We start from the raw sequence: 14,527 nt of genomic DNA, 5'->3' as shown, positions 1-14,527 counted from the left end.
TTCATTTCCAAGGGAGGAATTCATGAAACATCTACGCACCACGGCGATTGCCGCAATTCTGGCACTGCCAACATATGCAGCGGCACAAGAAACCATCTCGCTCACGGTGGCATCCAGTCACCCAACGACGATTCCATGGGTCGGTATGATCCAGACCCATTTCATGGCCGAAACCGACCGCATTCTGGCGGAAGCAGGCAATTACGAGATTTTATGGGATGAGGCGTTTGGCGGCACGCTCTATCGCGCCAATGCCACGCTGACATCGGTCGAGCAGGGGATCACCGATATCGGCTGGGTCTTCTCCTACCTCGAAGGTGCAAAAATGCCTTTGTCGCAGGTGACCGCCTATACGCCCTTTGCTACCAGCAACGTGCCGGTGCAGCTGAGCGTGATGCGCGAATTGTTCAACGAAAACGAAGCGTTCCGCAACGAATGGGAACAATACAATATCGTCATGCTCGGGATGACGGCATCCGACAGCTATGACCTTTATACCAAGACACCTGTCGCAACCTTGGCCGATCTGGACGGGATGCGGATTTCCGCGCCCGGCGTTCTCGGCACTTGGCTGCGTGGCACCGGGGCGAGTGCGGTCGATGGCGCGCTGACCACATTCTACACCGATATCCAGACCGGCGTATCGGATGGCGTGCTGTCGCTGGCCTTGGGTGCCTTGCCGACGCGCATCTATGAGGTCGCCCCCTATGTGACCCGCGTGCAGATGGGCACGGTGTTTTCGGGCGGTGTGGCGATCAACCGCGACCGTTGGGAAAGCCTGCCGGAAGAAGTGCAGCAGGCAATGCTGGATGCCGGTGCTTATTATTCCGAAGCCCATGCGCAGGATATGATGGACCGTCCTGCAGTCGCGATGGAACAGATCGCAACTTTGGGTGCGGAGCAGAACCCACCCGTGACTATTGTCGAAATGGACCCGGCAGAGCGTCAGGCCTGGGTCGATGCTTTGCCAAATCTGGCCGGTGAATGGGCGGCAGAGAATGACGGTCGCGGTCTGCCTGCGGCCGAATTTCTGGCCGCCTATATGGACGGGTTGCGCGCCGGTGGTGAAACCCCCGCGCGTGACTGGTCGGCCGAGTGATCCGCCACAATGGCCGAATATAACCAAAACGCGCGCCCTGACGATGGGGCGCGCATCCCTTTGATTGCGCGTGCCTGGGGTGCGCTGGTGGACGGTCTGGGTGCGCTTGGGTCGCTGCTGATCGTGGCGCTGATGCTCGTGATCTGCGCCGATGTGCTGTCGCGCAATATCATGGGATCATCGCTGCCATTGGTGTCGGAACTGGGCGCGCTGATGGTCGTCATGATCGTCTATCTGCAACTGGCGACGACGATCCGGCATGACCGGCTGGCGCGGGCAGATGTGTTCTATTCCGGCTTTTGCGAAAAACATCCGCGCAAGGGGGCTGCACTGGGCGCGATTTTTGATCTGGCGGGTATCTGGATGATCGGGGTGATGGCGCTGGCCACGCTCAACCTGCTGACGCGGGATATCGGCGCGAACCAATTTATCGGCGTCACCGGCGTCATGACCTTGCCGACATGGCCGTTCCGCGCGGCAATTCTGGCGGGCATGGTCATCGGCGGGCTGCAATTCATCCTGCAACTGCTGGGGGCGCTGCGCATCGTGATACAAGGACCACAAAATGACCGGGCTTGAAATCGGGCTTCTGGCCATCGCCCTGCTGATCGGGCTGATCATTCTGGGCATGCCCATCGCGATCGGCATGTTGATCGTGTCCTTCGGCGGAGTAACGCTGCTGCGTAACGACACCGTCGCGATGAGCATGGCAGGCGCTGTCGCCAATGATTCACTGCGCGAATATCTCTATGCGGTGGTGCCGCTTTTCGTGCTGATGGGGCTGTTGGTCACGATATCGGGCGTGGGCAAGGATACATTCGACGTCTTCCAGCACCTGATGCGGCGGGTCCGCGCAGGGTTGGGGGTAGCAACAGTATTCGCCAATGCCGTCTTTGCGTCCATCACCGGGGTTTCCATCGCCTCGGCTTCTGTTTTCTCCCGCGTCGCAGTGCCGGAAATGCTGCGCCATGGATATCGCAAGGAATTCGCCACAGGTGTCGTTGCCGGATCATCGGTGCTGGGGATGCTGATCCCGCCATCGCTGTTGATGATCGTCTATGCCGTTCTGGCCGAGGAATCGGTGGGGCGCATGTTTCTGGCCGGTATCCTGCCGGGCATCCTGCTGGCGCTGGTGTTTTCGGTCACCATCGTCCTGCTGGCGACCTTCCGGCGCGATTTCGTCTTTGAACCACTTGCCACATCAAGCGAGATTGAACGCCTGTCAGGCTTCCAGATGGCGGGTAAATTTGTCCCGATCCTTGCCCTGATGGGGCTGGTGCTGGGCGGGCTTTATTCCGGGTTCTTCAACCCGACCGAGGCCGGTGCCGTGGGGGCCGCCGGTGCGCTGATCATCGCGCTCGCGCGGCGGTCGCTGGACCCCCGCAGTTTCTGGAGCCTGCTTGTCGAAACCGGGCAGATCACGGTTTCTGTCCTGATCCTGATCATGGCCGCGACATTCTTCAGCCGGATGCTGGCGATGTCGGGCCTGCCGCGCGAAGTGGCGGATTTGTTTCTGTCAGGCCCGCTCGGCCCCTACGGTTTCCTGTTGGTCTTTGTCGTTTTGGTGATCATGCTCGGCTGCATCATCGACAGCATATCTATCATGTTGATTCTGTTGCCCATCGCGCTTCCTGTCGCCTCTGCTGCCGAGTTTGATCTGATCTGGTTCGGCGTCATCACCGTGATCGCGGTCGAGATCGGCTTGCTGACGCCACCCTTTGGTCTGTCGGTCTATACGATCAAATCTGCGATGAATGATCCCGATCTGAAGGTCGGGCAAATCTTTCGCGGGGCGTTCCCCTTCGTGCTTGCGATGCTTTTCACCTTGGTGATCATCATTGCTTTCCCCTCTATCGCGACATGGCTCGCACGCGGCTGACAAGGACAACGACATGACACAGATTTTGGGCATAGCAGGCTCGCTGCGGGCGGCGTCATCTTCCAAGGCGGTGCTGCGCACTGTGCTGGACAGCCTGCCCAAAGGGGTGCCACAGGCCACAGCGGATATCGGGACCATCCCGCATTATAACGCCGACCATGATGGCGGAGCCGCTACTGCAGATTTCGTGGCGCAGATCACAAATGCGGACGGGCTGATCTTTGTCACCCCGGAATATAATTATTCCATCCCCGGCGTATTGAAGAACGCCATCGATTGGGCGTCTCGGCCTGCTTATGCCTCGGTGTTCGTGGACAAGCCTTGTCTGATCATCAGCGTATCTGCTGGCGCTTTGGGCGGGGTACGTGCGCAGGCGCATCTGAAATATATCCTGAACGGTATGCTGGCGCGGGTGCATCCGGGGCAGGAAATTGTCGTGCCGCATGCGCCCAAAAAGCTGGTCGATGGGCAGTTCAGCGACCCTGACTTTCTGGCCTTTATCGCGCCGCAGATCGCGGATTTCTGTGACAGATGCGCTACTTAAAGGATCGGTACCCGCTGTAACGCCGCAACCAGATCGTCCGGGACCGCATCAGGCCCCTGATCCAGCTCCACCCGGCTGAACAGGTTCAGATGCCGCGAAATCACAGCCAGTTTGTCTGACGATATCTCGGTATAAAACCGCTGCATATCGTCACGCGCGAGCAGATCGATGATCTTGGCGCGATGCGCCGCGACGGCAGCCTCATGTAGCGCCGTCACCCCGACTATGCCGTGCAGATGCGCCAATGCGGCGCGTGTCTGGGGCAGGCGGCGCTGGATGGACCTGTCACTTTCCATGTTGAAATTCATCCGCATCCAATAGGCCAACCCCTGGTCCCGGTCGACATGGTTCACCCGGCCCCGGTCGCGTTTGACCAGAAAGCTTTCGCAATTACGCACGGCGTAATGGTTCAGCGTGACCAGATCATAGCCATGATCACGGATCCCGAGCCGCCAGCCCGCATCGGCATAATCTTCGGGCAATGGCATGCCGGACCCATTGACCCAATGCGGCATCGGTCGGAACCGCCGCTTCAAGGGGCGGTGGACCCCCAGCCGTTCATAGGCCCCGGCCACACCTTTGCCGTCCGTGCGGAACAATGTCTTGATGCCCCAGGCTTGAATCGGGGCAGGGCAGTATTTTGGCGCGCACTGCACATGCCTTTCGGTCAGCAGCACATCGTCGTATTGCAATTGTCCGCTATTGCCGAACAACCGCCATTGCATGGAAATCAGCGCCGCTTCCGGCACGGCGGCGAACAACGCATCCAGATCGCCGTCGCCGACATGGATATTGACGAATTCATCCACGTCAGAGACCAGAATCCATTCCGCCTCGCGCACCAGATCGAGCGATTCCGCGTATTTCAGCGCGCCTTTCTGCGGGTTAAATCCTTCGCCCATCTGCTGGTAAGGGTTGTCCATCCGCGTGACGATGCCCGCCTCGGCCAGACAATCCAGCACGGCATCGGTGCCATCGTCGCAATCATTGGTGAAGACCAGAAAATGGTCAAACCCGATGGACAGATGATGCGCGACCCATTCCAGAATGAACGGGCCTTCGTTTTTCATGCAGGTGATGATCAGCCGCCTTGCCATCACGCATCATCCTGTGCGGCCAAAGCTGCCCGCAACCGCCGCAGCGACCGGGCGATATTCGAGGCATCCCGTTTTTTCAGCGTATATTCGCAGACTTTGATCGCGAGGTTCACACGGTTTTTCTCTTCCGCCTTCATCAACAGATCATGTTGATAGCGCGGCAGATCGCGGCGCGCGCGCAGCAGCGTATAAAACCGCTCATCGCTCAGGTCGCCCGCGAACATATCGATCAGCATCGGCTTGAGGATTTTCATATTCACCAGAGCATTGGGCAATTGATGTCCAAAGAACGGCATCCGCAAATGCCGCAGGTTCCCGCCTGACAACCGCGCGACCTGCGCCTGATCGGGTGCGAAATAGGGATCATGCAGCGTGATCACCTCGGCCGCGTCACCGGTATGACCCGCCGCATCGCCATAGCGGTCGTCCCAGTTCAGGCGCGCGGTCCAGCCCCAGCGATCCTCATCTGGCATGATCCGGCGATCCAGCGTTGATTGCGGGGCAATCGCGAGCACGCGCGCGCCCGGCGCGCAGCGCACATAGGTCAGCGCCGCGAACCCCCCCATCGAGGCACCGTAAAACAGCACCTCGTCGAATTGCCGGAAGAAGCCACCGTCGCGCAACAGATCGAAACTGTCATGAACAAAGCTTTCGCGGAACCAGTTGCGCTTGTTGGCCATCACACCCAGCACAGAACATCCCATTGTCTTGGTCAGGAAATCATAGCCCCAAGGCCATCGCGGCCCTTCGCCATTGACGATCGAGAGATTGTCAAAAGTGACGACCAGCCGTTTGCCAAAAGGTTCGAAATACAAAGCGTTTTCAGGGCCTTCCCAGAAAAATCCTGCATTTTTGCTTGCGTGATTGCGCGCCTCAAGAAAGCGTGGATCGCGCGGTTCTGTCAGGGCGGAGGCTGGCGCTTGCGGTAGCCAGATATCGGACGCGGCAATCGGCACAATGGCAGGGGCCGTCGCTGCGCGCGGTTCAGGGCCGGGCGCATCATCACGCCGCAGATTGCCATGCAGCATATCACGCAGCATCGCCGTTTTCGCGGCAACCTCTTCTGGTGACAGGGTCATCTGCTCCGGTTCTGGGATCAGGATGTCATTGGCGGCAGTATCTTCGCCTTCAGGCTTGGTGATATAGATGGCATCAGGGCGCACAACCTGTGTCACCGCATCGTAAAGTGCGGCATAATCGGGGTCAGCTTTCAGCTCTGCGATCTTGTGTTTATGCCAGGCGACGGCATCACGATGCAATTGCGCCAGTTGCGGATCGGCCATCAATCGGTCCAGCTGGCGTTGCATCATCGGCAGACGGTGCTGCATCCGCGCATCGGTTTCGGTCGTGTAGTTTCGCCGCATCCAGTAATCGATGCCCTGATCCTGATCAGTGTGATTAATCCGGCCACGGTCGCGCTTGACCAGAAAACTGTCAGCAGAGCGCAGAATATAATGGTTCAACGTCGCCAGCCGATAGCCGAGCGATCGTTTGGTCGACCGCCAGCCATTATTGGTCAGCAAAGCCTCTGGCATCGCACGGCCAGATCCGTTCACCCATCGTACGGCAGGCAGGTTGGCCTCGTCATTCAGGTCAAGCGGGCGATGCACGCCGATCTTGGTATAGGGGGCGGATTTATGTACCATGCTTTTAAAACCCCAACCCAGCCTTGGTTTGGGGATGAATTCCGGCGCGCAGGCGGTGAATTGCGCCATGATCGGCTTGTCCTCGTAGATATCAACGCCGTCATTGCCAAAGAACTTCCACGTAAAGGACACTACATTGGGATCACCTGCCGCGTCAAAGAAATCAGCAAAGGTCCCGTCACCGACATGGATATTGACGAATTCATCGATATCGATGGTCAGCACCCAATCCGCGCGCTGATAGGCCGGTTGATCAAGCGCATCCTGCAGGGCCACATGCTGCGGCTTCTTGTCCGACGCGGGGTCCCAAGGATTGTCGCGGCGCGTGACATGGCCCAGCTCTGCCAACCGGTCGAGAATGGCAGTGGTATTGTCGGTGCAATCATTTGTATAGACCAGAAAATGCGTCACCCCGATGGCCAGATTATAGGCGATCCATTCCAGAATGAACGGCGCTTCGTTTTTCATCGAGGTCAGGATCAGAATGTGATCATGCGACATTGGCGCGTCAGGCGGGGGCAGACGATCAGCCAGATCATTGGTGCGCAGTTCCAGATTGTCAATCGCCGCTTGATAGTGCGGCGATTGAATCAGGCGGTCGAGCGGCTTGCCGCGCCATATTTCGCGCATAGCAGGCGGCAGGGGGGGGGCGGCAGCTACTGACGGGGCAGCGGCAGGGAGGGGAATTTCCCGCCCTTCCAGCGCGGCCTGTGCCAGTTCCGATTGTGTCGGATAGCCCTTGGGAGGGCGGTCCGGGATCGGCGCGCGCAACGGATCAATCTGATGGCGTAACAAAGCCTGCGCGATAAAGCTGCCCTCGGGTGGCAAGCCGTCGTGGTTGGTCACAAGGCGGCGGCTCAGGCGGCGGTTCCACAGGTGGACACCATAACAACCCTTCCCCAATTGCCCGTTGACGCGGCGCTGTGGTGCCAGCAGCATCCGCCGGTCCTTGAACGAAATCGGGTAAAACGCCTCTTGCGGCAGGATATGGGCAATTTCACCGGTCTGTTCGAGGAAATAGGTCAGCGCCGATGGACCCCAGACGCCCCATTTCAGCTCTGACACATGCACCGGCTGGCCAGCCGCCGCCGCTGCCTCCAGCTGTGCACGCTCCTCGTCATCGGCCCAGGGTGGGATCGGATATTCATCCTTGCAGAAATCATTGAGCAAACCGAGCGTGCGCGAAAACCGCGGCAATCCCAGCGCGGCATTACAGACCAGCCGGTCTGTCTTTTCCCAACCAAAGACCCATTGATCCTTGAACGCCCAAGGCTGCATGCACAGCATATCCGCATCCACCCAGATCACATTCTGCAAGGCGATCATCTTGTACCGGAAAGCATCGGCATGCACCGCCGGTGATCCGCTTTCGGCATGCCGGATAAAATCGGATGCCGGGAAAATCGCATTGGCATCCAGCGTCTCGACCCCCGGCGGGGCATTGTCGACCGGCTCATAGGTGTAAAGCAGCGTCCGGTGCCCGTGATCGGCAAATGACTTGAGACACAATTGTTCAATGTAGCTCAGATTGCCGCCAATCCAAAGAGAGGCGATAATGGGTAAATCCGACATGGGAACCTTTAAACCAACCGTCCGCCACAGGTCTGCCGGACAGCCATGAAAGTCCCTTAATCCATGGCCAAGGTCAAGGGTGATGTCAGCTTTGAATAACGGTTAGAATGGCGATCCCACGAGGACTCGAACCCCGAACCTGCTGATTAGAAGTCAGCTGCTCTATCCAGTTGAGCTATGAGACCGCTACGGCGCGGTATGGCGCGGGACAGGCCCATTTGGCAAGTAGGAACCGGACGCACCGCTATGCGCGGGCACAAAAAACGAGTTCGAGACGACGACTGCGAGCCACTGATGTCTGGTCGTTTCACTATTCAATCCTGTCGGACCACCGGCGGAACGGATTTCGCCTTGGACCCGTCCTGCCTGCAATTCGTCGTGGCAGTGATCGGATCATCTGGCGGAGGAGGTGTCCGCCATGATTTATTCGGTTGTGTTCGTATAACATCTAAATGCCTCAAGTTTGCGGGTTTTAACCTACTGTAAGTATGACAAAACTGACAAGAGATATTCATTGGGTTCTGATGTTTTCGCTTGCAATCGAAACTTGTAAGGGGGCAGAAAGAGGGGCAGGGGCAATCATGCCCCCTTATTTAGAGGCCCCTAGAATGAAGCTTCCCAATGCTGCCCATCTGAACCCTTCGCCCATCCCTCTGCACATCGACTACGCCAAGCACGGCGCAGGTTTCGCCGCCGTCCTTGCTGCCCTGCCGGGACTGTCCGACGAAGCCTTGGCACTCCTGCCGCATGAGTGGGTAGATTTGCCGGGAATCATTGTCACGTTGATAGAGGATGAAGGGCTGTCCACCGAAATGGCTGCATACGAAGCCGCAGTGCCGGTAGGCCTTGTCGGGTCATACCGCGCCCTGATGGGCATCTGACGTGAACTCTGATGCCGGGTAACTCAACGCCCGGCAGGGGCATTAACACCCCATCACCAAAGGATCATGCTATGAACGCGCAAACCCTCGCCAAGCGGTCCCGCACGACCAACCGTCTATCGGCACGACAGGTCGAGACGGCGACCGAACCCGGCTACTACATGGACGGAGGTGGGTTGCTGATGCACATCACCACCACCGGCGGAAAGCGATGGCTGCTGCGCTACACGTCGCCCATGACCGGCAAGCGCCGCGAAATGGGCCTTGGTCCGGCAGGGGGTAGTGGCAGGGTATCTCTTGCTGATGCGCGTGACGCAGCGGACGCGGCCAAGCGATTGGCACGGCAAGGTGTTGATCCAATTCAGCACCGGGACGCCGAGGCCGAGCGCAAGCGCGTCGAGGCGATCAAGGCTGCGCCCACCGCCTTTGGGCCATTTGCGGAAGACTGGCTACGTGACAACCTAAGCCAATTCCGCAACCCAAAGCACCGCCAACAATGGCAAAACACATTGAAGACCTACGCCGCTCCGATCTGGGACAGCCCCCTGCCAGATATCACCACGGACGACGTGCTACGCATTCTCAAGCCGATTTGGACGGGTAAGCACGAGACGGCAACCCGCGTCCGGGGCCGGATAGAGCGCCTGCTGGACGCAGCGTCCGCCACTGGACTGCGGACGGGCGGGAACCCAGCAAGGTGGAAAGGGCATCTAGAGAACCTCTTGCCCAAGGTTTCCAGTGCCGAACGCGGACACCACGCTGCCCTACCGTGGAAAGACCTGCCCGCTTTCATTGCCGACCTGCGCATGCGGGACGGTGTTGCTGCGCTGGCGTTGGAGTTCACCATTTTAGCCGCCGCGCGGTCTGGCGAAGTGCGGGGTGCCACGTGGTCTGAAATCGACATCGGCGATGCGCGTTGGTCGATCCCCGGCAGGCGGATGAAGGCAAAGCGGGACCACCGTGTCCCGCTCACAACCCGCGCGTTGGAAATCTTGCGGCAAGTCGAAATCATGCGCCCTGCCGGTGACAAGGACGGCACCGCGTTGGTGTTCCCCGGCGCACGGGAAGGCAAGCCAATGTCGGACATGACTATGGCGGCTGTCCTCAAGCGCATGGGGCGCACAACGATCACCGTCCACGGGTTCCGGTCAACGTTCCGCGACTGGGCGGAAGACTGCGCGGAGGCGGCACACGGCACAATCCGGTCTGCCCTCGCTCACACAGTCGGAGACAAGGTGGATGCCGCCTATCGGAGAGGGGATGCCTTTGACCGGCGGCGCAGGCTGATGGCGCAATGGGAAGCCTACATGAGCGCGCCTGATGCGGACAACGCGTCGACAAAAGCGGGCTGAATACCCCAGCGGTGTAGCCCTGGCATTGCCAGATCAGGTTGCAGCGTCCCGCCCAATGATGCCAAACACAAATCCCTTTTTGGTGACACGGCGCAGCTTGACAGTCCTGTCAGGTTTTATTGTCTGTTTTGTCAGAATAAAATCAATGAGTTAGGAGGTTAATAGGGCTTGTGCGAACAAGGCATGACGCGCTATCTGTTGTAGCAAGAAATCACCCCGATACCAAATGCAGTGCTGTCGGGCGCAGGTAGAAAAGGAAGGCTCAACATGACCACGCGACCCGGAATTAGCCGTGGCACTGTATGGAGCAAGACGTTTGACCTATTCACCCACCCCCCAGCCAGACATTCGGCCTAACGGCCTTTACACTGGCCAAGAAGTCGCCGCCCAATTGGGTGTGCATATCTCAACCATTTATCTTTGGCGGAAGAACGGTCAATTTCCGCTGCCACTACAGATTGGCCCTCGGACTGTCAGATGGACTGGCCAACAGATCGTTGATTATGTTGCAGGCCTTCACCCGGCAGGGGGCGATCATGCTAGGCATGCCTGACCCTTCCCGCCTGCCGGGCGAGACAGACCCCCCATACTGGTATCGCTACTTTTGCACCATGAAGCAGTGGTTAGACGCCGACTGCGGACCCGGCACATTTGACCGATTGTTGGCGGAAGTCCAGCATAAGGCCGCTGTCCAAGAGAATGCGCAACGCATAGCTGCGAAAGAAATGAATCAAGGCGAAGCCCAAGCAAGGGCGGACGACTGGATCGCCCGCAATGCTCACCATTGGTCTGAATAGCCCGCCAACCAGTCCTGTAGACACAATGGACCGCGCTGCCCCTGTCCGGGCAGGCGGTCCCGAGAAAGATGCTCATATGAAACATACCCCAACTGCACCACCGCTGCAATCTGACAGTGCAGACAATGCACACGAATTGATCCCTGTTCTGACGCAAGCGGAACATCACGGCTTAGCCACTGCCGGGTCCGCAGGGCGCTTGCAATGCGAACTGGCGCTGGGTGTTGTGCCACCTGCTGACGTCGCAGGCCGGGTCAATGCCCTGTTGGCTGCTGGGCCTGCTGCAACGCGCGCACTGGACGCAATTGCGCCGGTCTTTCGCCCTGACGACGTGATCGAACTGCGCGCCTTTCGTCAGGCAGGGGGCAGCGCTGGGCAAATCAATGGACGGCTGGATGATCCGACCGAACGCGCTGCGATGAAAGCGTTCATTCAGAAGCACAACGCGGTCAATAACCTGTATTACGGCATCCAGCCACGTGTCGCTGAATTTGCTGGCACGGACCGACCAGCAAGCGCACCACATGTCGCTGCCGTTCCCCGTCGCGTCGCCGTGTTTGACCTTGATATGCACGAAGCGCCGGACGTGGACCCTGACTGGTCCCAGACGGTGGCAGCGATCCGTGACGTCACGGACGTGCTGGCCGTGTTCGATACTGGTAATGGCGTCCACGTTGTTTTGCCTTTGGCCGACGATGGAAAAGACGTCGCCGCATCGGTCGCCCCGCTCAAAGACGTGATGGCGCGGTTGGGTGCCGACAACTTGGCGGACGCGCCGCGTGTTGCGCGACTGCCCTTCACTGTGAACCTGCCGACCGCATCCAAGCGTGAGCGAGGCAACGTGCCGGTGGTGGCGACACTCCGGCACGGGGCGGACGGTGGAAGTGTCAGTTATGGACCGTTGACGGTGGCTGACCTCTGCGCCGCGCTGGAAGGCGTGGCTGACCGCCTTGGCCTGCCGGGCAAGCACAACGCGGGCGCGGCACCTGGGGTGGTCGCTACCCCCAGCAGTGCGGTAAAGACGGGCTGGCCTGCGCCCAGCGCAGCCGTGCTGCGCATGGCCGTCGAAGCACTGCCAAACGACGGCCCGTTTGATGACCGGGATGATTTCCTGCGCGTCGTGGCAGCGGTCAAAGGTGCTGCCGTTGCTGGTGGTTTTGAGGCTGATGGCCGCGACGCGGCTATGGAGTGGGGCGCGCGATGGCACTTTGGCGGCGATCCGGCGGAAACCGAACGTGTTTGGGACACTATGGGGGCGACCCATTCGGGTTGGGGCGCACTTATGCGGATGCTCGAACAGTCCAACCCGGCAGGCCACGTGCAGGTGAAAGCCGCCGCCGCCGCCGCCGATTATGCCAACGCTGCTGCTGCAAACGTTGCTGCGATGGGCGACGCGGACCTGACCCGCTATGCCCAAGGCGGTGGGGTTGCACAGCTTCCGCCCCGCAAGTGGCTTTACGGGAAGAACGTGATCGCCGGGTATCTCTCTATGATTGTCGCGCCGGGTGGGACGGGTAAATCGGCGCTTGCGATGGTTGAAGCGATTGCGATGGCGTCGGGCCGACCCTTGCTGGGCGACCAGCCGCACCGTCCGTTGCGGGTGCTTTACCATAACGAAGAAGACGACCGGGAAGAAGCCTTGCGTCGGCTGCATGGCGCGATGAAGCACCACGCGGTTACGGAAAAAGAGATTGGGGGGCGGCTGTTTCTTACGTCTGGGCGCGACATGCCCATGATGCTTGCCCGGCAGGGGCGTGATGGGCTGGAAATCGTGCCTGGTGCGATGGAAAAGCTGACAACGTGGATCAAGGAAAACCGGATCGACGTGGTAATCCTTGATCCGCTGGCGGCTTTGCACACCCTGCCGGAGAACTCCAACGAGGCTGCAAACACGCTGATGGGGGCGCTGCGCAAGGTAGCGCATGAAACTGGTGCCGCAATCGTTCTGGTTCACCATACAGGGAAGGGCGCGGCAACAGACATGCAAGGTGCGGGGGCGGGTGCATCGCGGGGTGCATCCGCTTTCGTGGATGCCGCCCGCAACGTGCGCCAGCTTGGCCGCATGGCGGCTGGGGACGCAAAGAAGCTGGGGATCGGCGAAAATGATCGCTGGCGCTACATCCGCGTCGATAACGGAAAGGCGAACCTTGCCCCTGTCCAAAATGCGACGTGGTTGCACCTTGCTAGTGTGGCGCTGGGCAACGGCACCCGTGACTATCCGGCAGGGGACAACGTGCAGACGGTCGAACCTTGGACGCCGCCCGCTGTTGCAGTTGGCCATGCGGTTGGCGACGCGGATATCATGGCGGTGCAAGAGGCGCTGAACGGCGCTGGGCCAGATCGCCGGATCGAGGCCAAGAACTCGCCGCGCGGTTGGATAGGCTTTCTTGTTGCGGAGGCACTCAACGTGGACGTGGGGCCGATGGGTGCAACGAATGATAGCTTGACCCCGCAGCAACTATTCGCGCGTCAGGAAATGGCAACACTGATCCAAAGCGGGGTAACTGACGGTTGGCTGGTCCAGACGCAAGAGAAGGGCGCAGATAGACACGACCGCAAATGTATCGCTGTGGGGCGCGTCCGGGTAGAAGCTGGTGACGCGGACGCGGATGTTGAAGCGACGGACGCAGACGTGGACGCGGATGGCGCGCGCTAACATCGTGTTTCCGGCAGGGGCGCTGGGATGTGCGGAGGTCCGCGTGAACGCCCGCAAACACTTCCGCAGGCTTCCGCGCTGGCCACAAAACCAGTGCCGTTGCGGGGTGTTCCCCCCTCAAGGGGGAACCCCTGCGGAGGTAGTAGTTTCACTATAGGAAAAGACTTCCGCACCCGCAGTTTTTAAGGGGTTTATCAGGACGTCAGAAACGACAGCCCCCTGCCGGGAAAACCAAGTGTGCGGGCGGCAGTCCCGGCAGACACTTCCGCAGACACTTCCGCAAAACCCGGCAAGGGCTGCATGATCAGCGTAACAGTGCAGACGTCCGTGTCCGTCGTTTCGACAGTGCATCCCGCGTCCCATTCCGCGATCAGTATGTTGAGCGGAGCCGCCTTGTTGCTTTGACCGCCACGACCAAAGCTATCGCTGCGGGAAGTATTATGGACAGCGCGATCACCGCAGAGTTTACGATTGGTCCGACATAAATTTGGCCAGCGATTGTCTGGCAAAAGAACATCAGGCCCGCCCCCTGCCGGAGTTGCTCTGCTATCATTTCTTCCGACAGCCCTTGAAGGCCGGAAACCCAGCCAGTGTCAGGGTTGCGTAAAACCGCTGTGCAGCCATACCAGCCGGTGCGCATTGCCCTGCCCAGCACTATCAAACCGAGCGCCGCCCCCGCTGCGATTGCAGCCATGCAAATCAGAAACCGCAACAATCTTCTCATGTTCGCACCTTGTTCAAACAACCACCCCCGCCGAGTTTAGTGCGCGGTTGATATCGATGTCAGTTGTTATGTTATAACACATGCAATAGTCACTCGCCGCGCCTTCACTCGGAGAGCGGCACCACCATGCGGTTTGTCAAAAATGTCAGAACTTCCAGCAGAGTGCCGCTATGGGCGTAGCCTATATAAGTGAAAGCGCGTCTGCGCCGGGGTAGGCCGGGGGGTGGGGCCGAGGACAGGCGAATGGGAGGATGCGCCGTCCTGTCCTTGAACACGGCAG

11 protein-coding genes and 1 tRNA gene are annotated in these 14,527 nt (G+C 59.4%); 8 read left to right on the top strand and 4 right to left on the bottom strand.

All coding sequences use genetic code 11. The features are described 5' to 3' along the window. Positions 1–22: 22 nt before the first annotated feature. From VOY09_RS12460 to VOY09_RS12445, 4 genes are read left to right on the top strand one after another with little or no spacing between them, the layout of a single operon-like run. Complete coding sequence (locus VOY09_RS12460; RefSeq protein ID WP_322894276.1) at positions 23–1,099, top strand: C4-dicarboxylate TRAP transporter substrate-binding protein; 1,077 nt, start codon at positions 23–25, stop codon at positions 1,097–1,099. A gap of 9 nt (positions 1,100–1,108) precedes the next feature. Next, the gene (locus VOY09_RS12455) at positions 1,109–1,678 is read left to right on the top strand and encodes a TRAP transporter small permease (protein ID WP_322894277.1); all 570 of its coding nucleotides are present in this window, start codon (positions 1,109–1,111) and stop codon (positions 1,676–1,678) included. Next, complete coding sequence (locus VOY09_RS12450) at positions 1,665–2,978, top strand: TRAP transporter large permease (RefSeq protein WP_322894278.1); 1,314 nt, start codon at positions 1,665–1,667, stop codon at positions 2,976–2,978. Before VOY09_RS12455 ends, VOY09_RS12450 begins: the two co-directional genes overlap by 14 nt. Before the next feature lie 13 nt (positions 2,979–2,991). Beyond that, positions 2,992–3,522, top strand: coding sequence for an NAD(P)H-dependent oxidoreductase (locus VOY09_RS12445; protein WP_322894279.1), 531 nt, complete (start codon positions 2,992–2,994; stop codon positions 3,520–3,522). On the opposite strand, the gene VOY09_RS12440 is transcribed toward VOY09_RS12445, so the two are convergent. The 3 genes from VOY09_RS12440 to VOY09_RS12430 all read right to left on the bottom strand — a co-directional run bounded on the left by VOY09_RS12440 (position 3,519) and on the right by VOY09_RS12430 (position 8,022). Further along, positions 3,519–4,619, bottom strand: a complete 1,101-nt coding sequence (locus VOY09_RS12440) for a glycosyltransferase family 2 protein (protein ID WP_322894280.1) — start codon at positions 4,617–4,619, stop codon at positions 3,519–3,521. The two genes, VOY09_RS12445 and VOY09_RS12440, sit on opposite strands and share 4 nt — an antisense overlap. Next, positions 4,619–7,837 carry a glycosyltransferase family 2 protein gene (locus tag VOY09_RS12435; protein ID WP_322894281.1) on the bottom strand — a complete coding sequence of 1,073 codons (3,219 nt, stop codon included), beginning with the start codon at positions 7,835–7,837 and terminating at the stop codon, positions 4,619–4,621. Before VOY09_RS12435 ends, VOY09_RS12440 begins: the two co-directional genes overlap by 1 nt. 108 nt (positions 7,838–7,945) lie before the next feature. Next, a tRNA-Arg gene (locus VOY09_RS12430) sits at positions 7,946–8,022 on the bottom strand. A 423-nt stretch (positions 8,023–8,445) separates the two neighbouring features. Here VOY09_RS12430 and VOY09_RS12425 point away from each other — a divergent pair. The 4 genes from VOY09_RS12425 to VOY09_RS12415 all read left to right on the top strand — a co-directional run bounded on the left by VOY09_RS12425 (position 8,446) and on the right by VOY09_RS12415 (position 13,523). Continuing rightward, complete coding sequence (locus tag VOY09_RS12425; protein WP_322894282.1) at positions 8,446–8,718, top strand: hypothetical protein; 273 nt, start codon at positions 8,446–8,448, stop codon at positions 8,716–8,718. A 71-nt stretch (positions 8,719–8,789) separates the two neighbouring features. Beyond that, a complete protein-coding gene (locus VOY09_RS12420) occupies positions 8,790–10,070 on the top strand; it encodes a tyrosine-type recombinase/integrase (protein ID WP_322894283.1) in 1,281 nt (426 codons plus the stop codon). Positions 10,071–10,362: 292 nt separating this feature from the next. Beyond that, positions 10,363–10,623, top strand: a complete 261-nt coding sequence (locus VOY09_RS18280; RefSeq protein ID WP_416236745.1) for a helix-turn-helix transcriptional regulator — start codon at positions 10,363–10,365, stop codon at positions 10,621–10,623. A 320-nt stretch (positions 10,624–10,943) separates the two neighbouring features. Further along, a complete protein-coding gene (locus tag VOY09_RS12415; protein ID WP_322894284.1) occupies positions 10,944–13,523 on the top strand; it encodes an AAA family ATPase in 2,580 nt (859 codons plus the stop codon). 370 nt (positions 13,524–13,893) lie between these two features. Here VOY09_RS12415 and VOY09_RS12410 read toward each other — a convergent pair whose 3' ends face one another. Next, entirely contained in the window at positions 13,894–14,235 is a 342-nt protein-coding gene (locus tag VOY09_RS12410; RefSeq protein ID WP_322894285.1) for a hypothetical protein, read from the bottom strand. Positions 14,236–14,527 lie beyond the last annotated feature (292 nt).

This window comes from Yoonia sp. 67-2, assembly GCF_035117555.1.
GTDB lineage: Bacteria > Pseudomonadota > Alphaproteobacteria > Rhodobacterales > Rhodobacteraceae > Yoonia.
This window is presented reverse-complemented; position numbering and strand designations above follow the sequence as displayed.